This is a genomic window from Sporomusaceae bacterium ACPt, from assembly GCA_041428575.1.
GTDB classification, from domain to species: Bacteria; Bacillota; Negativicutes; order Sporomusales; family Sporomusaceae; genus Sporomusa_D; species Sporomusa_D carbonis.
On sequence record CP155570.1, the window covers coordinates 1,726,671 to 1,752,139 of the forward strand.

The window sequence follows — 25,469 nt, forward strand, 5'->3', positions numbered from 1 at the left end:
GAGGAGAATTACAGCATGGCAGTAAGTTATACCCCGATGTTAGAACAATACCGGGAAGTAAAGAGCAAGCATACTAATGAAATTTTATTTTTCCGTTTGGGTGATTTTTATGAAATGTTTTTTGAGGATGCTGAAGTGGCCTCACGTGAATTGGAAATTACCTTAACCTCCCGCGATGGCGGTCATGATATCCGAGTGCCCATGTGTGGCGTTCCTTTTCATGCTGCTGATAATTATATTGCTAAATTAATCAATAAAGGATATAAAGTAGCTATTTGTGAGCAGGTTGAAGATCCGAAACAAGCTAAAGGTATTGTACGGCGTGAAGTAATAAAAATCATTACGCCAGGCACTATTCTAACCGAATCTTCGCTGCCTGATAAAGCTAATAACTATCTGGCTTTGCTATATGAAGAAGCTGATGAATTATGCTTGGTGGCTGCCGATATCTCGACCGGCGAGTGCATATGGGCGATATTTTCGGGCAGTTCCCGGATAAACGGTGTTTGCGACCAGCTATTTCGTTTACTTCCGGCTGAATTAGTGCTGGCAGGGAAAGTAGAAGGCTTTTCCGTAATCAGTAGCTTTTTGGCGCAACGGATTCCTGCTTGCGCTATTACTACGCTTGCTAATCCGGATCTTATATTAGCTTCAGAATTGCTTAATAAGCACTTTAGCAGACAAGAATTGCCAAGCAATTTGTCAGCTCAGGCCGCTACGAGCTATCTATTGTATTATTTGCATTACACACTCAAAAGTGATTTGTCCCATATAAACAAGCTGACCAGAATCAATACCCAGGATTATTTAATCTTAGATGCCTCTACTTTGCGTAATCTCGAGATTACACGCAATATGCGCGATGGCGGGCGAAAAGATACATTACTTTCCGTACTTGATTTTACAAAAACGGCTATGGGGGGCAGGTTGCTTAAAAAGTGGCTGGAGTTTCCGCTTTTAAACCCTATAAATATTGTCAGACGGCAGGATGCCATTGCAGAATTGCTTGATAGGCGAATGGTACGTGAGGAATTGAAAGAACTGCTGGATAATGTATATGATTTTGAGCGAATTTTGACCCGGATTGAAGTGGGCAGTGCCAACGCCCGCGATCTAACAGCGCTAAAAACATCGCTTACTGTTATGCCGGATATAAAAAACAAGCTGCAGGACTGCCATTCTGACATATTATCCGGTATTGCCAGGAAAATTAGCACCCATGTAGATGTAGTCAATATGATTGAAACGGCTATTGTTGATAATCCACCGTTCAGTGTCCGGGATGGCGGTCTTATCAGACCCGGCTATGATTTGGAGCTGGATGAACTTAGGAGTATTGCCCGGGATAGTAAGCAGTGGATTCAGGAACTAGAGTTAAGGGAACGCGAAAAAACAGGTATTAAGTCTCTCAAAGTAGGCTACAATAAAGTTTTTGGCTATTACCTCGAAGTAACCCATGCTAATACCGGCGCTGTGCCGCCCAATTATGTCCGCAAGCAAACGCTGGTCAATGCGGAGCGGTATATTACGCCGGAACTTAAAGATTTTGAGACAAAAGTGCTTGGTGCTCAGGAGAAAATTGTAAATATTGAATATCAGCTGTTTACTGCAATCCGGGAGTATATAAAAGAGAGAATAAGGGAAATCCAACAGACTGCCCGGCAGGTAGCTCAGTTGGATGTCATTGTTTCTCTGACCGAAGCCGCCGCTCGTTACAACTATGTGCGGCCAATTTTGAACAACAACCGGGAGCTTATCATTAAAGACGGCAGGCACCCTGTGGTTGAACGACTTTTAACCGGGGAAATGTTTGTTCCTAACGATACTGAGCTTAACCACCGCGACAGTGAGATAATAATAATAACCGGGCCAAACATGGCCGGTAAATCAACATACATGCGTCAGGTAGCGCTACTGACTATTATGGCGCAAATAGGCAGCTTTGTTCCAGCCCGGGAAGCGTCAATTTGTCCGATTGACCGGATATTTACCAGAGTGGGAGCCAGCGACGACTTGGCTACCGGGCAAAGCACTTTTATGGTTGAAATGACGGAAACTGCCCAGATCATAAAATTTGCCACAGCCAACAGCCTGATTATTCTGGATGAAATTGGCCGGGGCACAAGTACTTTTGACGGTATGAGTATTGCCAGGGCGGTGGTTGAATATATAAGAGACAAGGTGCGGGCCAAAACGTTGTTTGCAACACATTACCATGAATTAACTGAACTTGCCGAATCAAGCAAGGTAATAAAAAATTACTCAGTAGCTGTAAAGGAACGCGGTAATGATATTGTATTTCTACGCCGGATTATACCTGGCGGTGCTGACAAAAGCTATGGTATTCATGTGGCCCAACTTGCCGGCCTGCCCAAACGGATCATTGAACGGGCCCAGCAAATATTGCAGGAATTGGAACAGGAAAAAGGAAACTACAATGTTGTAACAGGACATAAAACCGAGAGTGCTAAAACTACAGCCGCCGCTACTGTATCGCTGTTTAGTTTAAGTGTAGTTGATGAACTATTAGGTATTGACGTTATGACTCTTACCCCGCTGGAAGCGCTTAATACATTGTACAAGTTGCAAAATCAAGCCAGAGAGGAAACCGGACGGCTATGAGCGAGCCAATCATTCGCATATTAGATGAAAACACTGCTAATAAGATCGCGGCTGGCGAGGTTGTTGAACGCCCGGCTGCCGTTGTTAAAGAACTTGTTGAAAACTCAATCGATGCGGGTGGCAAAAGTATCGAGATTGAGATGGTTGAGGGCGGGACAAAGTTTATTCGTGTTACCGATGATGGAAAAGGCATGGGGCATGAAGATGCCCAGCTAGCTGTAAGGCGTCATGCAACCAGTAAAATCCGTACTGCCGACGACCTGGTGTCAATTAGCTCATTAGGATTCCGTGGCGAAGCTTTACCCAGTATAGCTGCTGTGTCCAAGTTTACCCTAACTACCCGCTTAAAAGATGAGCCGTTAGCAACTTACGTAGAGATTAACGGCGGCGTAGTAACTGAGGTGCGGGAAGCCGGGGCGGGGTCTGGTACTACTGTAACGGTAGCTGATTTATTTTATAACACTCCTGCACGGCGTAAATTTTTAAAAACACCGTCGGCTGAAAGCAGCCATGTTAACGATATCGTGACCAAATTAGCCATGTCTCATCCTGATATAGCTTTTAAGTTATTTAACAATCAGCGGCTTGTATTGTCTACCGGCGGCAATGGACGATTGCTTGATACTATTGCCGATATCTATGGACACAAGGTAGCCCCGCAACTATTGCCGGTAGAGTATAGTGGCGAAGGTATTCATGTATCAGGCTATGTGGCCAAACCAGTGCTGCTCAAAAGCAGCCGTCAGTGGCAAACGCTTATGGTTAACGGCCGGGTAGTAAACAGCCGGATGATGGCCAAAGCGTTGGATAATGCCTATTTTTCATTGTTACCCAAGAATGGTTATCCTCTTGCTGTGCTCCAGATTTATATTCCGGCTGAGAATGTCGATGTTAATGTTCATCCGCAAAAAAAAGAAGTTAAATTTAGTGATGAACAAAAGATATACCGGGCAATCTATAAAGCTGTTTCTTCGAGCTTAGCGACACCTGCTTCACATCGTCAGGATGCGGCAACTGAGCAACCACTGCCGGTATTTAATCATCCTGTCCCGTATGATAGCCGGACTGGCGATGGATATAGCGGCAAATTGCGGGTTAAATCTAATACTTTGCCGGAAACCCAGAATTGGGCTCCTGCGTTATGGCGGGAAGAAGCAATATCTTTCTCTGATGTACGGCAGACCATCAAACAGGAAGAACAACTTATTGAATGTGCTGAGTCGACTTATCAGAGTGGAAGTAACCAGCTTTATCCATTAGGACAGATTGACTCTTGTTATATTGTGGCCCAGGGGCCGGACGGGCTTTATATTATTGATCAACATGCCGCCCATGAACGTATACTTTATGACCGCATGAGCCGGTCAAAAACACGTGTTCCTGTACAGCAACTGTTAGTACCGCAGTATTTTGAGTTTACCAGTGATGATTGCAGCCTCATAACCGCCCAGCACGAAACATTTTATCAGCTTGGATTTTTACTTGAACAAGTGGGGCCTGACACTATGCGGCTGGTAGAAATGCCTGCCGATATTCCGCTGGCTGATGCTGAGCCGGTATTGCGCCAAGTGTTAAAATTAATAGCTGATATGCACAGTCCTACCGCTCAGGAACTTCGTCACGCCTATCTCCAAATGGCGGCTTGCCGTAGTGCCATTAAAGCAGGCGAGGCGCTTAATATGAGGCAAATACAAGCGTTACTTAATGAGCTATACACCACTGACTTACCGTATACCTGTCCGCATGGCCGGCCTACTATTATAAGGTTTGGACCTGAGGATCTGGCTAAAATGTTTAAACGCACATAGGTGATCACATTGGAATTCGTCGTTACAACTGTTCAGCACCCTTCACCGGCTGTAACTGATTTAGCCAGGAAAATTGCTGTTAAGCTTTCAGCTCCCTTTGTAGCCCGCAGCCGTTATTCACTGGCGGCTATAAGAAAACAATATAATGTCAGCGGCCTTATTGTTGCCGCTACTGACGGTCCGGTTGTACATACAGATGATGGTGAGTATTTTTTTCACTTAAGTATGGCTGAGTTGCGCATAAAAAACTTAATAAATGGAAAACATGACCATATGATAACGGCAATGGGACTTGCCGCCGGGATGTCTGTGTTGGACTGTACGCTGGGTCTGGCAACCGATGCCATTGTCGCCAGTTTCGTAGCAGGTGAAGCAGGAAAAATTACCGGGCTTGAAAGTTCTCCGGTAATAGCTTTAGTAGCCGAACTGGGCTTACAGCATTTTGTAGGTGAAGCTAACCAAAAATATGATATCACAAGCGCCTTGCGCCGGATAAAAGTGGAAAACGCCGATTTTAACCACTATCTTGAGGCTTTGCCTGACAACAGTTTTGATATTGTCTACTTTGATCCTATGTTTCGCAACCCTATTTACAAAAGCTCCAACCTAAATCCGATTCGGTCTTTAGCGGATAAACGCCCGTTGGGAATTGCCGCTGTCAAGCAAGCCTGCCGGGTGGCTAAAAGAAAGGTTGTAGTAAAGGAGGCCGCAGGCAGCAGAGAATTTGAACGCCTGGGAATAACTACTACAACCGGTGGCAAATACAGCAGTGTTCAGTATGGAATTATAGATTGCTTTTCAAAGATAAATGGCGGAGGTCAAATATGGAACGACTGATAGTAGTCATCGGGCCGACTGCCGTGGGTAAAACAAAACTGAGCATAGATTTGGCCCAAAGACTGGGGTCAGAAATAATCTCAGGCGATTCTATGTTAGTATATCGCGGGATGGATATCGGCACTGCTAAACCTGATATGCTTGAGCGTAGTGGCGTTGTGCACCATATGATTGACATCCTTGACCCGTGCCAAGAATTTAATGTGGTCGATTTTCAACATCATGCCAGGAAACTTATTACACAAATTAATAATCGCGGACTTATTCCGATTTTGGCAGGCGGTACTGGTCTGTATGTCCGAGCCTTACTTGAAGGTTATCAATTCAGTCCAGCACCAAGTGACGAAACAATTCGTCAGAAACTTACAGGAATGGCAGAACAATATGGCAATCAGTTCCTGCATAACATGTTAGCTCAAGTCCAGCCGGAAACGGCTGCCAGGCTACATCCCAATGATTTGCGCCGGATAATTAGAGCACTTGAAGTATATTACTTAAGTGGCGAAACTGTATCTCAGGATAAAACGGCAACTAATGAACTGTTATATGATGCTGCGGTTATTGGCCTTAATTTGAATCGCGCCAGTTTATATGCCAGAATTAACCAGCGGGTTGATATAATGCTGGAACAAGGGCTGGTTGATGAAGTATCAAAGCTCTTAAAGCAGGGTGTGCCGCCAGACTGCCAAGCTATGCACGGAATTGGCTATAAAGAAATCGTTGAATATCTTAATGAAGGGAAGGATTTATTTACCGTTATCGAGAATGTTAAACAAGCAACCCGTAATTTTGCTAAACGCCAATTGACTTTCTTTCGGCGCATGCCTTATATCACATGGTTTAACATTGATGATTTCGATAATTACGATAAATTATTGGAAGCAATTTACAATCATGTTGCAGGAAAGTTTTGTCTAAGGTAAAATAGAAAGAGTATAACATCGATACGGAGGGGTTTCATTTGACTAATAAAGTCATTAATCTGCAAGACAGCTTTTTAAATCAAGTACGGAAAGAAAACGTGCCGGTAATTATATATCTGGTTAACGGATTTCAATTACGTGGATCAGTAAAGGGTTTTGATAATTTTACCGTAATAATTGAAAACGAAGGCAAGCAGCAATTAGTTTATAAGCACGCCATTTCCACGATAACCCCGTTTCGTCCATTGTCAGCTAACTTGCACGAAAAGAGAGACGAGGCTGTAAAAGCGGATAAATAAAAATGTCTTGCAGTACCCCGAGAATAATTTTACTCGGGGTACTTTTTATTTATTGGCGGCTGATTAATCACCAATTACCGCCTTAGGCGTATAATATATATCACGAAGCCTGGGGTGGGGTGAGATTATGGCTTACCTGTGGCCTGAAGATGTATTACTAGCAATTGAATCCGGACAAATGTCCCCGTTAGAAGCTTTTAGGAAGCTTCGCGAATTAGACAATGCCAATCTTACTAATTGTGATGCTAACAGTCTGCACAATGGTGTAGAGCAACGTATTGAAAACATTTTGAATGAGCTTGATAATCTTATTGGGCTTGCGGAAGTAAAAAAGCTGGTCAGGGAAATATATGCATTTATTGAAATACAAAAGCGCCGGGAAAGAGAACGCTTAAACACTGAACCGATGGTATTGCACATGATTTTTAAAGGAAACCCGGGAACTGGTAAAACAACAGTAGCCAGAATAATGGGTAAGGTTTTTCGCGAAATGGGGGTGCTGTCACGCGGTCACTTAATTGAAGTAGAACGGGCTGATTTAGTAGGGGAATATATTGGCCATACTGCCCAGAAAACACGGGAACAATTGAAAAAAGCTTATGGCGGTATATTATTTATTGATGAAGCTTATTCGCTAGCTCGGGGCGGCGAAAAAGATTTCGGGAAAGAAGCCATTGACTGTATGGTGAAACCGTGGAAGCAAATCAGTAAATAATGAAAGCGGAAAACCCCCGACAACGCTCAGGTTTGAGTCTATTCTAATACGATTGTCATAATTTTGTCATATTTTAATTTTATAATGACCACTAAGTCTAGAAAAAATTTTCTTTATTAAGTCAACTATAGAATATCAGCGTTTTAGGCCAAAGGTTAACCTTTAATAATCCTCAAATGCCTGAGTTGTGAGGGAGTAGTGCTGATAGTTCTATATGATTATTGATGAATGGAAGCTAAGGAGGCAGATATTGTGAATAACTGGTTACAACGATTGACTATTTTAGTTATTGGATTGCTTATTGGTGGCCTATATATGATGAACTATGTCAAGGCCTCGCCGCTACCGAATTTAGCGCCGCCTGCTGTTGAAAGTACGGTGCCATCAGGTGCCCGTAATACATTTGTCGTTCAGGCGGTTAAAAATGTTGGCCCGGCGGTTGTCGGCATTACTAATAAAGCGTATATGCGGGATAACTTTGATCAAAGAGTACTTGTGGAAAAAGGAGTAGGTTCCGGGGTTATTTTTGATCCGAATGGATATATTGCAACAAACTACCACGTTGTCGAAGGGGCGCAAGATATTACTGTATCCCTTACTGACGGCCGGACAATGAGCGGAAAGGTTGTTGGTGTGGACCCGGCAACCGATTTAGCCGTAGTCAAGGTGGACGCTGCCGGTTTGCCGTCGGTGACTTTTGGTGACTCTGATTTGATAATGGTTGGCGAACCGGCTATAGCGATCGGTAATCCGTTAGGCTTGGAATTTCGCGGCAGTGTGACTGTAGGTGTAATCAGTGCTTTGAACCGGACTATTGAAGTCGGTGACCGCAAATTTAAGCTTATACAGACTGATGCCGCTATTAATCCGGGTAATTCCGGTGGAGCATTGGTTAATGCCGACGGTCAGGTAATCGGTATTAATAGTGCTAAGATTGCGAAAGAAGGAGTCGAGGGTATGGGCTTTGCCATTCCAATTAATTCTGCGCGGCCGATTTTACAGTCGCTTGTCGAGAATGGTAAAGTTGTCCGGGCTTATCTTGGCGTCGGAATACTCGACCGGGAATCGGCGCTTCGTAACGGCTATGATCTGGAATTTGACCATGGTGTATATATAGCCCGCGTGGAAAAGAATGGACCGGCATATCAGGCTGGTATTCAAGAAGGTGACATCATTGTAAAAATAAACGGAGTAGATGTTAATAGTGTGGCTGATTTGCGGAGCGCTTTAGACAGTATACCGGTAGGAAGCAAAGTGGATGTCGTAATTATCCGGAACGGCCGAACCTTGACCGTTAGCCCGGTTGTAAAAGAAATGCCAAATTAACGAAAATAGAACAACAAGAGCCTTTCTGTAAGTCATTTATAGGAAGGCTCTTTGTTCGTATTCTGCATATCATCTAGGTGAAAAACCTGGAGCAAACCGGTATAAAACTAGTGAGTAGAAAGGCAGCATGCATTGTGGTATACTCAAAGCATAAGCTTCCTTTTCATAAGCCTACCATGGTGAGGAGATGAGCGACTGTGCCATTTGTGAGAAAAATCGTTAACAGCAATGTATTAGCCGGAATTATTGATATTCCTGAAAGCTTAAAGAATAAAAAAGTTGAAATCTTGGTTTTTTCCTTAGATGATAATACCACAGCCGTTAACCAAATTGAAAAAACTAAACGTGCAAGAGGCTTTTTAGCTAAGTACAAAAACGCTGCTTTCATTGAAAAAGAGTCTACAGCTTGGGCGGAAGCGGTGATAGAAAAACATGAACATCGTTGACGCCAATATTATTCTCCGGTACTTATTAAATGACGAAGAAGAGTTAGCTACAAGGGCAACCGATATTGTTGAAAACTATTCTGTATATATACCCAATGAGGTGTTAGTTGAAGTTGTTTATGTTTTGGAAAAAATATATAAAGTTGAAAGAGCCGCTATTTACGATGCGATTATGGAATTGCTGTCATATGATAATATTGAAGTTGCAGATAAAAATCTGATAGCAGCAGCTTTAGAATTGTATAAAACAAGAACATTTGATATCGTTGATACGATATTGTATGCTTACCATAAGATAGCGGATCATACCATTTATACTTTTGATAAAAAGCTAGAGAAATGCATTGCTCAATCATAGCTTAACAAAAGTGAAGAACCTAGAGATCCCTGGGTTCATTTTAGTTTAAGCTGAACATTGATTTCGGGACGGCTACCGCGGCCGCGGGTGTTGTCAACTCGTTCAATAATAACCCTGTCCAGGATTGACCGTAATGCGGCTCTTTTTTCTTCTATGGTAAAACTGTCTTTGCCAAGATTGAGCTTAATTGTAGCGGCAATCTCGGCAACAGATCGGGTAGGGGCGATAGCAGCCAATTTTGCTTCATACGTTTTCCTCATTTGAGCGATGTCGGCTAATTGTTTACGAATATCCTTTAATTGGCTTTCAACTTCACTTTCAGTCAGCATCTTTTGCCGGAACCAGCGGAGTACCGTATCTTTTTGTTGCAGTAGTTCTTTTTCGGCTTTGCTTATTTGATCGAGCGCAATTTTATGTTTCTTGATATCTTTCCGTTCGGATACAGCCTGAATATACTCGGCAATCTTGTCAGGATTGTGGCAGAGTTCCATCAAGTAATCAAAAACATATTCATCCAGTAGTTTAGTAGGAACTTGCCTGGCTGTACAGGGCTTTTGCCCGGAATAAACGTAGGATGAGCTTTTTTGGCTTAGGCAGGCGTAATAACTTATGAGTTTATTGCAGCCAGAATGGGAGATTACCATAGCTCGTTCACATTTAGCACAAGTGACAAGCCCATTTAAGAGGTAATCATGCTTTAAATTGCGTTTGGCAAAGTCTTTGTTTTCATGAAGTTGTTTTTGTGCAGCTTGCCAGGTGACTTCGTCAATAATTGCCGGCACGTGTATTGGAATCCACTCTGATTCTGGCCGAAGAGTTCGTCTCTTTTTGTTTAAACCAATTTTTTCATATCGGTATTTCATAGAGAAGATAATGCCTTTATAAATGGTGTTGGTTAATATTCTATGTATGCTAGAAACAATCCAAGTTTTTTTGGCGCGGGGAGAAGGGATACCACGAGCATTAAGCTCTTTACATATCCGTGCTGTGCCCATTTTTTCTTTAACTATGAAGTCAAAGATCATTCTAACGATTTCGGCTTCAGCTTCATTTATGACATAGGTACTTTTGTCAGGATCGAAGGTATAGCCAAATGGCTTGGCATTATTTATAACGAGACCTTTTGCAGCTTTGCCGCGTTTACCACGCATAGTCCGTTCTTTGATTTTTTCCTTTTCGTATTCGGCCACTATGCCTTGGAATTTGTACATCAGCTCGCCTTCGGAGGTTGATTCAAAGTTTACTGACGCAAATTTCCGCATAGCTCCGGCCTTGCTTATCTCTTCAGATATAATGAGAAGATGAATTGTTTTACGGGCTAGCCGGTCAGGTGCATAGGCAATTACTACATCAAATTGTTTTCTTGCCAGTTTCTCCCGCAGGTTGGCTAATGCCGGGCGATCAATAAACTCGCCTGAATAGCCATCATCAACAAATTCTTCGATAGTTGTCGCCCCTAATTCAAGAGCATACTTTCGACAAGCTTCTAATTGAGTATCTATTGAATAGCCTTTTTCGGCTTGTTGATCTGTAGATACACGGACATATATCGCTGCATTCATAGTTAACACGTCCTTAATCCTTCATATTCGATTTACTCAGCTTGGGCTAATTGCATGCGTTTCAGTAGACCTTCAATAAGTGGCGACATAAATTTTTTGCTATATTCGTCATGTATAGCGGGGTCATAATTTAACAAGGTTATTTTGATGACAGGGCTCGTATCTTTCTTTAGCTTATTCTTTTTGGTCATCGTCCCATCACCTCGATTAATCGTATGCAGGCGATGGTTGTCTGATTGTCGGGATTTTATCGGAAAATCTATAATATTTTTCTCGTAACCATAATCGCACTCTCCCATTATTAGTATTGGCTTCATCATTTTCTCAGGAATGCATTATGGGTTAATCTGCTTTAGTCAGAGGGGTATTGCTCAATAAAATCCTAAACAGGCTAAGGAAAAACTTAAATTGTTTACTGATGATTTTAATCTTTTGCTTAAATAAGATAGATAACCTATTCCAATTTTAGTTTTAAAGACTCAACATTACTTCTATCACCTCAACGCAATGTATTATAAAACGGCGGGAAAAAGAACGTTAGTTCGGAAATTATGCCGAACATACTTGCGGCGAACATATGTATTGTGTTAAAATAAAAGCAACCGAACATAAGTTCAGTGAGGTGTTTAAATTATGGGAAGGATAACTTTGATCATATCTTTAGTTCTTATTTTATTGGCTATTACTCCGTTGGCTATTTCTCTGGCTTTTGTTGACACCAATACATATGAGACGGTATATGTAAAACCAGGGGATACAGTTTGGCAAATTGCTGCTAAATACGCAACAGATAAAGACGACGTAAGGGAAATTGTGTTTGAAATTAGGAAGATAAATAAATTAGATAACAATGCTCGGGTTCATCCAGGACAAGCATTGAGAGTGCCGGTAAAAAAATTTGAACGATAAGAAAAATTGATGCCAAGCAAGCTTGGATTGAAACTGCTCCTCTTGAAGAAGGCATTGATATTCCGGAGCCGGTTATGATGAAGATTATTCAACAATGTGCCAGATTATTCTACACGGAATCTCGATTAAGACGACTTCTTCCTACACGACAATATCAGTCACTTATGTTAGGGGCATAGCAGTAGTAAATCTATTTATAAACCCATAAAAAAAGTATACTTTTTGTCACCGATTTTGTACGTAGAAATGCAATATTTTGGAAACTAAAAGACCTGATTGCCTCAGGTCTTTATTAATTATCATACAAATATTATAATAGTTTCATATGATGCTAATAACTTGATTCTACCCAACAACCGTATACTGGCGCTGTATCGTGTTTATTTTTGGCTTTATTCCCATTGTAAAAATTATTGTCATAATAGAACAACAATATTTTGAACTAAAAGCCAAAGTGTAAGTAAATCTCATTTTAACTTAAGTAAAATCTATGGGGTGTTTATGGCTAAGAATCTACATGAAGGACATAGGCAGCGAGTAAAGGCCAGATATTTATCGGAAGGACTTGACACTTTTGAAGATCATCAAGTATTAGAAATGCTACTATTCTATTGTATACCCATGAAGGATACCAATGAATTGGCTCACCGAATGATTCGCGAGTTTGGCTCACTGGCAGGCCTTTTTGAAGCTGATCCTCAAGATATATGCAAAAGATGTGGAGTTAGTGAAAATACGGCAATCCTTGTTTCCCTAATCCCATCATTGGCACGGCGGTATTTCAAAGGCAAATGGGGCGAAAAGCCTGTGTTAAGAAGCTCATCCAAGGCAGGTGAATACGCGGTTTCTCTATTTGTGGGCAGGACTTATGAAGTTTTTTATCTTATATGTTTGGATGCGCAAAACAGGGTCAATTATGCTGCATTGGTTCATGAAGGAACGATCAACGAAGCGCCGGTATATCCGAGATTAATTGTGGAAACGGCACTTCGACATCAGGCTAATTCTGTGATTTTAGCGCATAATCATCCGGGAGGCACATTGCAGCCGTCGGGAGCCGATAAAGAAGTGACCAGGCGGATTGTCACCGCTCTGGAAGCGATAGAAATTCATGTGGCTGATCATATTATTGTTGCCGGTGACAGATATTTTAGCTTTGCCGAAAACGGCTTGCTATAAATTATACAGATGAAAAATGTCTTGAGGTGGAATAATGAGTTATTTCGATAATCATTATCTGTTTTCCGAAACTTACGTTAAAGAGTATATTAGGATGCAGAAGAATCTGATAGGCCAGGGTGTTGAACTTAGCTATAAGATGGTAAAGGACTGGCATGATGAATGTAGTAAGAGTAATTGGTTCAGCGACTATATTTGCCCGGTTTTAGATACCGTTGGTTTTAAGTATCAAGCCGCAACAAATAATATAATGACATTGTATACCAATAATCCGGCATCAGGCGATAAACCGGTGGCGGTATTATATGCTACTGATAAAGGTACTGACTTGAATTCAACTATCAAGGGACGATATTACGCTTACAAAACAGTAAAAACGGCTAAAGAGCAAGGCACTGAATGGGCCATGCTTACCAATGGTTACAAATGGCGGCTTTATCATGTAAAAAACGTCAGTCCCTATGAGAATTATTTGGAAGTGAATATTGAAAACAGCTTGAAAAACAATAAAGCGCCGGATGAAGCATTTACCTTATTTCATTTGTTTTTTAACGCCAGGACTTATTACCTTGAAGATGGTGAACTGGCTATTGAAAAAATAAAAGACAAGTCTGATGAGAAAGCGGAGCAGGTAGAAGACTTTTTGCGGGGCAAAGCGGAAGAAATTCTGAAAGATATTTGTTACGGATTAAAGGAAAACATGGATAGGGAAACCTATGACAGCGCAACGTGCCGGATGATTTATCAGGATGCTATCACGCTGCTGTTTCGTATGCTATTTTTCGGCTATGCAGAATCCAGGGGGCTGTTGCCTTGTGATGCAGCGGATACGGACTATAGCCGAAACAGTTTTTTCAGGCTCTGTGCCGAAGCAAAAGATATTCTGAACGCCGGAAGCGCCAATGAATATAAAAACGGCTTTGAGTTTTGGGACAGGTTGGACGAGCATTTGCGTATTTATGTTGATCGTACCTATAACGGCGGCCTGTTTAATAATGATGATAAACCAATTCTCAGGGAGTATAAAATAGCCAATGGATGGCTGATGAAATGTTTGGCGGAAATTGCTTATAAAAAAGACAAAAAGACCAATACATATGATGAAAAAATCGAATATAAAGATCTTTCCGTCAGAAATTTGGGCTCCATTTATGAAGGTTTGCTGGAGTTTAACTTGTTTATCGCTGATGAGCAAATGGTAAAGCGTACGGCCAAAGGTAAAACTCAGTACTTTAAAACCAGCGACGTTACATTAAAAAAGTCAGATGAGCCCAACATCATCGAAAAAGGCGATATCTATTTGTCACAGGATGCTACTGAGAGAAAAGATACCGGCGCCTATTATACTCCCGAAGATGTGGTGGAGTATATTGTCGGAAATACGGTGGGCAAAAAACTGGAAGAACTTCAGGCGAAATTAAAAAAACAGCTGCAAAATAAATATGATGAGCTTGGTGTTGAGCCAACACAATCCGGAAGAAAAAGAATTCAGCAGGCAATTGATGAAGAAACGCTTGCTTTCGTGCGTGAAAGGATTCTTAGCTTATCCGTCATTGACAGCGCCATGGGCAGCGGCCATTTTCTGGTGAATGCCGCGTACAGGATGGCTAATGGCATTGTAGACATATTATGCGCAAACGACTGGGAATCTGAAGAGTATATTCCGGTAGATATTGGCTATTGGAAACGGAAAGTAGTGGAAAAATGCATTTACGGGATAGATATCACGGGCTGGCAGTGACACTGGCCAAGCTGTCTCTTTGGCTTATTTCCGCTGCCAAAGATAAAGCTTTGTCCTTCATTGATCACCATCTGAAGGAAGGAAACAGTATCATCGGTACAGACCGGCATCAGGTCAAAACAAGTTCGCAAGTAGGACCGCTCTTTGAAACATCATACCAACAAATTATGGGTCCGGTTATTAGCAGATATAATACCCTTAATGAAATCGGCAGTGCGACAAAGGAAGATGTAGAAAAACAAAAAGAAATTTATAACGAGATTCAGTCTATGCTCCAGCTGATTAAAAAGAAATATGATTATTATCTAGCCAGTCAATATGCGGGTGGGATTAAAGATGAGTACCAGTTTGCCAGCTTACTCAGAAGCGACGATATTAGCGATTTTGATCAACCTGATATGGAAGGTCTTTGGCAGATAGCGAAAGATAAAAAGTTTTTTCATTGGGAGCTTGAGTTTCCTGAGGTATTTCTTCGTTGGGGGTTTGATATTGCGATAGGGAATCCGCCGTATGTAGATGTTACCGCTGAGGAATATAAGTATTTGAATTTAAGGACGATTAACACTAGAAACTTGTACTCGTTTATGATGGAAATCTCTATAGATAATTTAAAAAATTCTGGGTATTTCGGATTTATTGTCCCATTATCTAGCATGTATACTCCTAGAATGTCAAGTCTTCAAAATTTTATGACCGAAGAAAAGGAAGTATATATTAGTAGCTTTGCAATTAGACCTGCTAAAATATTTAAAAATGTTGAACAGCGTATTTGTATTTTTTTTGGAAAAAAACTTATCGAAGGTTCGAGTAGCTCAATTTATACAACTGGATACATCAGGTGGTATGCTAGAGAAAGAAAAAAACTATTTGACTGTTTGCAATTCTCGCTTAATGATTGCAAAGAACGCTTTAATCTTGAGGTTGTTCCAAAAGTCGGCTCAGCTATAGAGATTGATATACTAAACAAACTGTATAGTAAGAAAAAGAAGATAAAGGATTATGTCTGCAAAATCAGCAATAATTCAATATGTTATCATGGTGCCGTAAGATATTGGCTAAAAGCTTTTAACTATATTCCTGAATTTTATAGTGAGAGAAAAGGAATTAGTCAATCAAGTGAATACAAAAGCATTTACTTTACTGAAGACATAGATCCAAACATTATTGTATGCTTAATTAACTCTTCATTGTTTTATTGGTACTGGTTGCTAATGTCTGACGAAAGACATTTCTTAAGAAAGGATATTGAAGATTTTCCTTTTGATATAAATGATTTTGATCAAATAAATACTGGTAGACTTGATTTTCTTGCAGAGCAACTAATGAAAAGTTATAGGTATCATTCTTCAGATAAAACAGTTAATCTTGGAGGAAGAACAGGGATAGTTAGGTATTATGAGTTCAGACCAAGGTACAGTAAACATATTATCGATGAGATAGACCATTTACTAGGTGAAATTTATGGGATTTCTGATCGTGAAATTAAATTTATAGTTAATTATGACACTCGCTTCCGAATGGGTGACGATGAAGGGGAATTAATAAGTGAAACTAAAAATTAACTTTATCCGCGGATTTAAGTTTTCGTTCATAGAAATTGCTAACGTGTTTAATGCAATAGTAGAAAAACCTAAAGATCTAGAAGAAATAATAAGTATGACAGCCTATAATGAAAGCAAGGTAAAAATATTGCTCACTTTTCTAACTGAATGTGAGCTAGCAGTTAGGAGATCTTTTAAGTTAACTAGACTAGGAGAAATAATGCGTAAATATGATGGCTTTTTAGAAACTAAGGGTACTCTTTGGACATTACATTATATCATATCTAGTAAAGAGCATCTTGTTATTTGGAATAGATTGTTCAATAATATTCTTTCTAATGATTTTAAAGATAGAGAAACAATGGTAACTTATTTTGAGGACATAAAAACTCAAGTATCAGATTACACATTCGAGAGAAACGTTCGAAAAGAAATAAAAATGGTTATCGACACCTATTTGAGAGAGCGGTTTTCGTTAATTGATCTTATTAGTTCTTCAGATAAGGGCTATTCCTATAACAGAAATGGAAATATACCTGACTTAATATTGCTTTCTTCCATTATATACTTTAGAGACAAATATTACGCTGGTTCCACAACAATTTCTATAAAAGACATATGCCATTCAGACAATTCGCCTGGCCGTATATGTTTCCTTGACGAAAGCTACATAAGAAATAAACTGGAGCATTTAAAAAACCTCGGATTACTTGGTCTGGAATCCCGGGCGGATCTTGACCAGGTGCGGCTGGGCAATGATTTGACAGTCGAAAGTGTTATGGAAGAGTACTATAAGAGCATTTGAGGATAGGTTATGAGTAATAAAATTAATATGATAAACTTTGTTGCCAATCAAGGCAAAGAACGCTATAAGCACTTCATTATTCATGGGCCGGCTTTATCAGGGAAAACACAAATGGCGAAAAAACTGGCCGACAAACTAAATGCAACATATATAGATTTACTCGCGGATTTTATCAATGACAGCAAAATCAAAAATTCTATCGATATTTTTGAACCCCAGGATTTGAAAAAGTACCTGAGAACGAAGAGTGATGCTAATAGTTTTATCATTGTTGATAATATGGATTTTTTGATCAATGCCTGGGACGATTCACAATTGGGCAATTTTTTAAAATTTGTCGCCAGAGATGAGAACAAAGCAACATATTGCTTTATCTTACAAGGCAACAAAGCGATACTGCAGGCTGATTTTGCCAGCAGTCAAGGACAAAAAAGGGTCTTCAGTATATATGACGTGGAATAGGGGGTATTCCAGTGACGGCAATTAAGGAGATTGTTAAAATACAGGGCGGTTATTCAGCACAAGTCAAGTTAAAAGAAGAGTTTGAAAACCGCAGCCAAAATATTGAAAGAATGTCGCACTATAAACCGATTCAGGCTCACCGCAAGGCTTTTGAAATCATGGCCGAGGGAATCTATAAGAAGGATTCAAAACGCTGTTTTATTCTGTCAGGCTCGTATGGCACCGGTAAGTCCCACTTATGCCTAATGACGGCAAATTATCTGGAAAGTCCATCCGATATGCCCGAAATGGAGCAGTTCTTCCGCAATTATGCCGAAGCGGAAGAGGAAGAACAGGTCAAAAAAGCAGACCTGTTAAAAAATATTAGAAAAGCGGGAAGGTATTTGGTCTGTATTTGCGATTACGGACTTGAGTCCAGTTTCGAAACAATTATCTTACGCTCTATCAAAGATGCATTGGAAAGAGAAGGTATTAATATTGAGGAACTGGACAGCCATTATTTGCAAGCTTTGAAAAAGCTGGAACTCTGGGAAGATAAACATCCGCATTTTTATAGCGAGTTTGAACAGTGTCTAGAGAATAACTACCCAACTTGGACTATGGCCAAATTCCGTAAAGGATTGAATGACTGTAGCAAGGAAGCTATTGAAATATTTAAAAAGCTGCATAAAGATATAACTACAGCTGATTTTGACTATGAAAAAGACAACCTTGTTGATATAATCAAGCAAATGGCTAACAGCAAAGTAATTAAAGAAAAATTCAAAGGCATTGCCATTTTGTTTGACGAATTCGACAACCAAATTAAGAATAAAAGGTTTGATCCCACCGGCTTTCAAAAATTTGGCGAGATGTGCGAAAACTCTTTTGCCAGTGGGTTCATTACCGTTTTTATTGCTACCATTCACCGCTCGTTTTTAAGTTATAAGAACGTATACAATGATGCTGATTTCAAAGTGGCCAGCGACAGGGTGAAAGAAATACCGCTGGAAACTCAGGGCATTGAAGATATTATTTCGGCTATCGTTATACCGGACAAAACTTCTGCCGGTTGGCAAAATGAAGTTGAACCGAATAAAAATGTGTTTAACACCCTTGCCTCCAAGTGTGAGTCGCAGGGGATTTTCGCATGGCTTTCTGCCCCCAAACGGCGGAAAAAAATTATTGAAAACATCTATCCCATGCATCCTATGGCAACCTATAGCCTGTTGAAACTGGCTTCTGACGTGGGCTCTAATAACAGATCAGTCTTTACTTTTTTTGCTGACGAAAAGCAAGATAAAGGTTCTTATGACTGGTTTATTCGTAATCATTCTATTATCGGACAGAATGGAGAATTACAGCTCTATACGGTTGATTTGTTATTTGATTATTTTAGCAGTAAGATTACCACTGACAATACAGAATTGCGATCCAACGTCAAAGACATGGTCAAAGATTATGAAACATCGGTAAGAGAAATCAATAAGCACAGGCACAGCAAGCAAGAGCTTGATATTGAGCATATCCTCTATGACAAGATTTTGCATACTATGATTATCTATAACATCATTGGTGTGCCTGTTAACTTCGAAAACCTAAAATTTGGCTTAAATATCAATACGCAAAATGAAGAAAAACAACTGGAAGCATATTTGAAAAATGCCAATAAGCTCAAGATCATCTACCTCAATGACACCAACGGCTGTTACGAATTCAGGAAGAGTGACGCTCAGGATATTAGTGGTTTAATTCGGGAATACAAACAAAATCCAGACAATATCCCTGTTGATATTATAAAAGAATTAAAGGAAGAGCTTATTAAGAATCTTGATATCAAGGGCACGCAAAAGTTTTTTAAGAATGAAGAGTATCTTCAGCCGAAAGAATATAACGCCACTTATAATGAAGATAAAAGACTGAAAAGATTTTTTGCCACTGTTAAGGAGATTGAGTCTGACGGTTTTCTTGCTGATATAGACCAAAGCGTTCAAAAGGCCAGAGCCGACGTCAAAAATGGCTATGAGGCGGCGGTTGTTTACGTTATTTGTGAGTCCGTTGATGATTTGCGGCGCGCTGCAAATGTCGCAGTTAAGAATAAATACAATACTGTACTAATTGGCGTTCCTACGGAAGAAATCCCTGTTTTTGATTTGATATTTTCTTTAAAGGCCTGTATGAATATTAATACAGATAGCTTTTCCACCCAAGATATAGGAGTATTAAAAGAGTATATCAAGAATTACGATAGGCTGCTTGAAACGGCTTTATACAAATACATTTCTTCGCGCAATCTTGTATACTATGGTGTAAATGGCGCGGAAATAACCCGAAACAACCTGGATAATAACAAAGCAGCCGGCAAAATACTGGAAGATATCTACGAAGCGAAACGAAATAAGGTAAAGCATGAGGATTTGAACCATTGCCATGAATTTAAAGAAAGGAAAAACACCGCATTGAAAGAGGCGGTTGAAAATCTGTTGGACTTTTCAGGAGAATTTGGTTACCGGGCTAACTTGGCAGCTGACAGAGGCGATAAGCGATATATCGAAAAAGTGTTGCACCATCAGGGTGTAATTGTAAAGACTGCTGCTCAAGGTGATAAGACGCTGTGTCAATTGGAGTTAAAGCCCGAAAAATATAAAAGCCTTCTGCCGGCGCTTGCTGCTTTGATTGACGAAGTAAAGGGATCAAATGGCGAAGTTAGCATTGTACCGTTAATTGACCGGTTTATTACTCAATATGGTTTAGGGTATAATGCGGTTATTTTGTATTTTGCTGCAATGCTCAGATACTTCAAGGAAAGTGTGCATATTAAGCCAGATATAAGTGAAATCGGCAGCTTGCGGCCATCTTCTTATGATGACCTATTGGATATTATTTATCACAAAAAGTATAAGAATGCTGTGCTTATTTATAAAGACATATCAGAAAAAGACCAGACTTTTATCAAAATGATTAAACCAATTTTTGTAAACAATGACACCAGTCTAAAAGACCAGGTATCAATAAACGATCTTTACGATAAGATCAGGGCGTGGTTTAGAGGGTTGCCTGCTATCGCCAAAGTCAAAGATATCTATAATGATAAGAGTACTAAAGCATTTTTGGACGTGTTCCAGCGAATTGACAATTATAATCCGGTAGAATTTGTTTTAGAAGAAATGAAAACCATTTATGGCTATGATCGGGACGATCTGTTACTGGAGGAACAAGCAACCGATATCGTTCAAAAACTAAGAAAAGATAAGGAATATATCGAATCAGGTTATGAAACCGTCAGAAATGATATTGTCGGACAAGTAAAGAATATTTTTGCTATTACTGATACTACATACGATGCAATACTAGCAAAGATTAACCGGTGGTATGAAGATCTTTCGGACGTTCAAAAGGAAATAGGCATTTGTTATGATTTACATAATGATAACAGTAAGCCTATAATACAGACCTTCGGAAAAGGTGACACGTTGGAAGAATTATTGATGGTAAAATTGCCGGGAGATAAGGGCTATAAGCTAGGAGCAGTTAGGAACTGGACTACTGACAAGCGTAGCGTTTACATTGAAAAAATTCGCCTTGGTAAAAAACACATTGAAGAAAATGTGTTTGTAGTGGAACCACCAGAATATGAAGTGGCTGGACAAGATGTAAAAAAACAAGAGATTAAATCTGATACTATAAAAATCTACTATCGTAAAAATGCAGTCCTTACCATTAAACCGCTGCCGCAGCACGAAAAGATATATATTACGTCTAATGGTGACATTCCGACAAATCAGGATGCTCAACGCGAAATAAAGCAAGATTCTTATGTTTTTGAAACCAGCGAAAATAAAACTGTAAAGTTTGCGGCCGCTGATAAAGAGGGAAGATATAGCAAGGTTATAACAATAATCCTGGAAAATGAAGAAAAAAAATATGAGGTAAACTATAAAAAACCCGAACATAAAATGGAGTCACTGTGGGGGACAGGGCAGACAGCTACACGTGAATACGATGAACCGAAAGTTGAAGTAACGTTGCCGAAAGATAAAGAAAGTATGAAACGCTGTTTGTTAAGTCTTTTTAGTAAATCTATGGAAAAATACAATATTAATAAGGACATCCTACGGCAATGCTTGGATGAGATTAAAAAAGAACTGTAGGTGAAATATTTTGGGCAAGGTTTATATATACGCTGATACAAACAGTATTCTGGAAAGTTTCGAGGGGATTGTAGTTGCCAAGCCCAAGGATTATGTAGATGCCTACAAGGCTATACAACAGGCGATTTATGCTGACCAGGAAATAAAAGTATTAGTTAAGAACAGGTATTGTCTTGAATGCTTTAGTAAGATGCAAAAAAATTATGGTCAGGAACGTATTGAACTGTCTGTTTATTCTCCTCGAAATGAATTTGTAAAATCGTACGGAATTAACGTGCCAGAATATATTAGTGACATTGATATTGTGGCTTCTGGTATTTTAAAACAAAGAGAATCCTCCCATTTATATGCTGGAATGGATTTTGAATCGTTCATAATGGCCAACTATGTCGGAGATGATCTGGCTTTTGAAAAGTTTCCATGGAGAAAATTATTAACCATACTTGATAATTTGGATTATGGCTTATTAGAACAAAATAGAAAAATAGGTCTTGTCAACAAGGTTTTTATGCGTAGAGTAGAATGTTGGAAAAAAAACGCATCAGAACATTGGATTGACCATATTATTGACGCTTTTGCTGCCAATCCACATAAGCTCTATGAGGCATTAAGCCAGTATATACCGGTCGCTAAATATCCTATTGCCATTTCAAAGGCAGTACTTGGAGATATTGCACTTGATTTTGAAAGGGCGGGTTTTAAGGATGTTGAGTTTTATAATGAAAATGTAGACTATTCCAGAATACGGAAAGAGATTCAAATATTTTTGCATTCATTGCCGGATAAAGATTTAGAATATGACAATATAGCCAGTCTAGTGAATACAGTTTCCGGCTATTTTCTTGAGGAATTCGAGTATATCTTAAAGATATTTAAGAGTAATGTTACGATTATTAATCGGGAATTATTAAAAAAGGCGTTACATAAGTTCCGGTATATAGAGTATGTTGTTCCAGATTACGACGAAAAACTGAATGATATTATTCCTCCGCCTAAGCCTGTTCCGCCGGACACAACTTTTGGTATAGAGGAATGGCTCACTTGGTCTAAACAACAATATTTGTCATATCGATTTTGGATGGAAGACAATAATAACATGGACGAAGTAATTGACAGTTATTCTGCTGCTTACGGCGATTGGATTTATCAGAACTATAGTCTGCTTTTATCTTCAGGGAAAAATATGCTATTTAACACAGTATCTATTTTAAATAAAGAGCTGGCCAATAATGAGCTGTCTTTAATTGTAGTAATTGACAACTTTAACTATAAATACGTGGAACTGCTGAAAGAATATTTTCTTACCAGAGGCTATCAGACTGTTGATGAAACACCCTTACTAGCTATGCTGCCGACTGTTACTGAAGTCTCGAAGCAATCTATTTTTACAGGCGAGCCGTATAACAGCAAAAAGGGAATCAACTATGAATACGAGGCCAAAAAATGGGAAAGGATGCTGGGGAAAAGCGTACAGTATCTGAAAAATATCGGTGAATTGACAGAAATAAATACCAAACAAGCGGATATTATTTTTCTTAACTATCTCAAAATTGATACCATACTACATGAAAAGCAACAAGATTCAGCTTTATCGACAAGAACAAAAGTAAAAAATGAGTTAGCTGCTTTATGTCAGCAAATAGCAGCATTTGCTAAAAGAATTGGCTATGAAAATAAGTTGAAAGTATATGTTGTTTCCGATCATGGCAGTACCAAAATATTAACTGCACAAGAGAACATGATTGAACCGACTTATTATAAGGGAAAATCTGATAAAGCAGATCATAGGTATGTTGTCATAGCTGATAATAATATGGAGAATTTACATAGCGGCATAGAGCAATATTGCTATGTATTGGATAAAAATAGGTTTGGAACAAAAGAAAATTATCTGGTAGCACGCCGTTACTATAGGTTTAAGGATACTGACGATCATTATGTTCACGGAGGCATTACGCCCGAAGAACAGATTGTACCACTGTTGAAATTTGAACGTATCGAAGTGAAGGCTGAAGATATAATACTCACTCTGCTAAGTAATGAATTTAGACTATCAGCCAAGTCGAAAATCCAGTTCAGTGTTAAGAATCCTAATGATTATGCTATCACTGATTTGACAATTAGAATAATGAATATGGATATCAGGGCAGCATCGAAGTTAATTGAAGTCAGCAGGTTAGATAAGCTTTCAGTGGTAGAAGTATCTCTTGATGATGTTAAATTTACAAAAGGCGGATCTGATAATGCTTTGTTAATTGTAAATGTAGCTTATAAGTTTCTAGGGAAAGAGTATGAACAGGAGATCAATCTTCCGATCATCATTAGAAGCATTCAACAAAATACTATGAATTTTGAAGATATGTTTTAAGCGAGGGGATTTTTATGTTGTCCTTTGAGCAAAAAGCACTTGATTATTATGGCGATGTAATCATTAATAAAAGTCTTATTCATAAGGCTGGTTTTTCTTCAAGGGCTATACCTGCCTATGTTGGGGAATGGATACTATACAATTTCTTGGTAGATGGAGAACTTACAGAAGAGTCGAGAAATAAGATATCGGCGTTTGTTAACAGGTTTTTACCTCAAAAAGGACAAAAAGAAGAAGTAAAGCATCGGTTACTCAATATGGAAAATGTTAAATTGCTAGATGATTATAGCGTTTCGGTGAACTTGAAAAGCGGTAAGCGAACCTTAAAGATTCCGTTTCTAGACATGAATGATGCATTTATAAGTGATGAAATTGTAGATAAAAATAATCTTTTGCTTAGCAGCGGTGTCTGGGGGGTCGCTGATTTATTTTATGTACCGCCTTCATCCCCAAATGAAAAAGGTCAACTCTGGATGCGTGACTTCAAACCTTTTCAAGTCGGTAGCGTGGATGTGGATTATTATAAAGAATGTAGAACAAATTTTACTACCGAAGAATGGATTGATCTAATTATTTCAAGCATGGGGTTCAATCCTGCCATTTACACTGATGAACAGAAGAATGTGCTGATTACCAGGATTCTCCCCTTGGTTGAACCAAGAATTAACCTTGTTGAGCTTGCGCCAAAAGGAACTGGAAAATCATTTGTTTACGGAAATGTTTCAAGGTATGCTAGGATTATTGGCGGTGGAAAAATCTCTCCTGCCGTTATGTTCCATCACAACGGGACTAATACACCAGGTATTGTAACCAGGTATGATGTTGTGATTTTGGATGAAGTCCAAAGTGTACAAGGGGACTCTACTGGTGAGCTGATTGCCGGTTTGAAAGTATATCTTGAAGCCGGAAGGTTCAGTAGAGGTAATACAGAGGCTAGTGCTGAAGCAGGATTTGTTATGCTGGGAAACATTACCTTAGATGAGCAGCATCAACCTGTCTATCAGGACGAAGGTATTTTTAAGGAAATCCCCAATTTTCTCCAAGAAACGGCATTTATTGATAGACTGCATGGTATCATAGCAGGCTGGTTGATGCCCCGAATTTCAAAAGATACTCCTTCAAAGTACTTTGGGTTTAAAGGAGACTTTTTCTCCGAAGTTCTACATCTGCTGAGAAGCGAGCCGCAATATACAGACTATGTCAATTTAAATATGAAGCTTAGAGACTGTAACGATTTGAGGGACAGAAAGGCCATAGTTAGACTTGCTACAGCTTATTTAAAAATATTGTTTCCTGATTTGAAGCTTACCGATAAAGAATTCATAAAATATTGTGTCAAACCGGCGGTAGAATTAAGGCAAAGGGTTCGGGATGAGCTTTATAAGATGGATAGAGAGTATGCTAAGGTTAATATTAAGGTTATAGAAGAATAATTCCA

Annotated in this window: 20 protein-coding genes; 18 read left to right on the plus strand and 2 right to left on the minus strand. The window is 39.4% G+C overall.

The genetic code is table 11. The annotated features are described in order from the left end of the window. Positions 1-15 precede the first annotated feature (15 nt). The 9 genes from mutS to SCACP_RS08770 all read left to right on the plus strand — a co-directional run bounded on the left by mutS (position 16) and on the right by SCACP_RS08770 (position 9,334). Entirely contained in the window at positions 16-2,622 is a 2,607-nt protein-coding gene (mutS, locus tag SCACP_RS08730; protein WP_425060944.1) for a DNA mismatch repair protein MutS, read from the plus strand. Continuing rightward, on the plus strand, positions 2,619-4,430 hold the full coding sequence (mutL, locus tag SCACP_RS08735) for a DNA mismatch repair endonuclease MutL (RefSeq protein WP_425060945.1): 1,812 nt from the start codon (positions 2,619-2,621) through the stop codon (positions 4,428-4,430). The genes mutS and mutL overlap by 4 nt, the downstream gene beginning before the upstream one ends. Positions 4,431-4,439: 9 nt before the next feature. Continuing rightward, positions 4,440-5,267 carry a class I SAM-dependent methyltransferase gene (locus SCACP_RS08740; RefSeq protein WP_425060946.1) on the plus strand — a complete coding sequence of 276 codons (828 nt, stop codon included), beginning with the start codon at positions 4,440-4,442 and terminating at the stop codon, positions 5,265-5,267. Beyond that, on the plus strand, positions 5,255-6,190 hold the full coding sequence (miaA, locus tag SCACP_RS08745; RefSeq protein WP_425060947.1) for a tRNA (adenosine(37)-N6)-dimethylallyltransferase MiaA: 936 nt from the start codon (positions 5,255-5,257) through the stop codon (positions 6,188-6,190). The genes SCACP_RS08740 and miaA overlap by 13 nt, the downstream gene beginning before the upstream one ends. Positions 6,191-6,228: 38 nt before the next feature. Next, positions 6,229-6,489 carry an RNA chaperone Hfq gene (gene hfq / locus SCACP_RS08750; RefSeq protein ID WP_425060948.1) on the plus strand — a complete coding sequence of 87 codons (261 nt, stop codon included), beginning with the start codon at positions 6,229-6,231 and terminating at the stop codon, positions 6,487-6,489. A 127-nt stretch (positions 6,490-6,616) separates the two neighbouring features. Continuing rightward, positions 6,617-7,204, plus strand: coding sequence for an AAA family ATPase (locus tag SCACP_RS08755; RefSeq protein ID WP_425060949.1), 588 nt, complete (start codon positions 6,617-6,619; stop codon positions 7,202-7,204). Positions 7,205-7,432: 228 nt separating this feature from the next. Beyond that, positions 7,433-8,530 (plus strand): S1C family serine protease, encoded by a 1,098-nt coding sequence (locus tag SCACP_RS08760; RefSeq protein ID WP_425060950.1) that lies wholly within the window; start codon positions 7,433-7,435, stop codon positions 8,528-8,530. 197 nt (positions 8,531-8,727) lie between these two features. Continuing rightward, entirely contained in the window at positions 8,728-8,976 is a 249-nt protein-coding gene (locus tag SCACP_RS08765) for a hypothetical protein (protein ID WP_425060951.1), read from the plus strand. Next, positions 8,963-9,334, plus strand: coding sequence for a PIN domain-containing protein (locus tag SCACP_RS08770; RefSeq protein ID WP_425060952.1), 372 nt, complete (start codon positions 8,963-8,965; stop codon positions 9,332-9,334). Before SCACP_RS08765 ends, SCACP_RS08770 begins: the two co-directional genes overlap by 14 nt. 35 nt (positions 9,335-9,369) lie before the next feature. Here the strand turns inward: SCACP_RS08770 and SCACP_RS08775 are convergent, their stop codons facing one another. Beyond that, positions 9,370-10,896 carry a recombinase family protein gene (locus SCACP_RS08775; RefSeq protein ID WP_425060953.1) on the minus strand — a complete coding sequence of 509 codons (1,527 nt, stop codon included), beginning with the start codon at positions 10,894-10,896 and terminating at the stop codon, positions 9,370-9,372. 32 nt (positions 10,897-10,928) lie between these two features. Then, positions 10,929-11,087 (minus strand): hypothetical protein, encoded by a 159-nt coding sequence (locus SCACP_RS08780; RefSeq protein ID WP_425060954.1) that lies wholly within the window; start codon positions 11,085-11,087, stop codon positions 10,929-10,931. A gap of 442 nt (positions 11,088-11,529) precedes the next feature. Between SCACP_RS08780 and SCACP_RS08785 the strand changes: the two genes are divergently transcribed. The 9 genes from SCACP_RS08785 to brxL all read left to right on the plus strand — a co-directional run bounded on the left by SCACP_RS08785 (position 11,530) and on the right by brxL (position 25,464). Next, positions 11,530-11,805, plus strand: coding sequence for a LysM peptidoglycan-binding domain-containing protein (locus tag SCACP_RS08785; RefSeq protein WP_425060955.1), 276 nt, complete (start codon positions 11,530-11,532; stop codon positions 11,803-11,805). 501 nt (positions 11,806-12,306) lie between these two features. Then, positions 12,307-12,984, plus strand: coding sequence for a RadC family protein (gene radC, locus SCACP_RS08790; RefSeq protein ID WP_425060956.1), 678 nt, complete (start codon positions 12,307-12,309; stop codon positions 12,982-12,984). Between the two features lie 34 nt (positions 12,985-13,018). Continuing rightward, positions 13,019-14,725 carry a hypothetical protein gene (locus SCACP_RS08795; RefSeq protein ID WP_425060957.1) on the plus strand — a complete coding sequence of 569 codons (1,707 nt, stop codon included), beginning with the start codon at positions 13,019-13,021 and terminating at the stop codon, positions 14,723-14,725. After that, entirely contained in the window at positions 14,665-16,287 is a 1,623-nt protein-coding gene (locus SCACP_RS08800; RefSeq protein ID WP_425060958.1) for an Eco57I restriction-modification methylase domain-containing protein, read from the plus strand. The genes SCACP_RS08795 and SCACP_RS08800 overlap by 61 nt, the downstream gene beginning before the upstream one ends. Then, the gene (locus SCACP_RS08805; protein ID WP_425060959.1) at positions 16,271-17,071 is read left to right on the plus strand and encodes a DUF4007 family protein; all 801 of its coding nucleotides are present in this window, start codon (positions 16,271-16,273) and stop codon (positions 17,069-17,071) included. The genes SCACP_RS08800 and SCACP_RS08805 overlap by 17 nt, the downstream gene beginning before the upstream one ends. A 9-nt stretch (positions 17,072-17,080) precedes the next feature. Then, entirely contained in the window at positions 17,081-17,533 is a 453-nt protein-coding gene (locus SCACP_RS08810; RefSeq protein ID WP_425060960.1) for an AAA family ATPase, read from the plus strand. Between the two features lie 11 nt (positions 17,534-17,544). Then, on the plus strand, positions 17,545-21,663 hold the full coding sequence (locus SCACP_RS08815) for a hypothetical protein (RefSeq protein ID WP_425060961.1): 4,119 nt from the start codon (positions 17,545-17,547) through the stop codon (positions 21,661-21,663). 10 nt (positions 21,664-21,673) lie between these two features. Beyond that, a complete protein-coding gene (locus tag SCACP_RS08820) occupies positions 21,674-24,031 on the plus strand; it encodes a PglZ domain-containing protein (RefSeq protein ID WP_425060962.1) in 2,358 nt (785 codons plus the stop codon). A 14-nt stretch (positions 24,032-24,045) separates the two neighbouring features. Beyond that, positions 24,046-25,464: a BREX system Lon protease-like protein BrxL gene (brxL, locus tag SCACP_RS08825; protein WP_425060963.1), complete on the plus strand. Its 1,419-nt coding sequence runs from the start codon at positions 24,046-24,048 to the stop codon at positions 25,462-25,464. Positions 25,465-25,469: the final 5 nt, after the last annotated feature.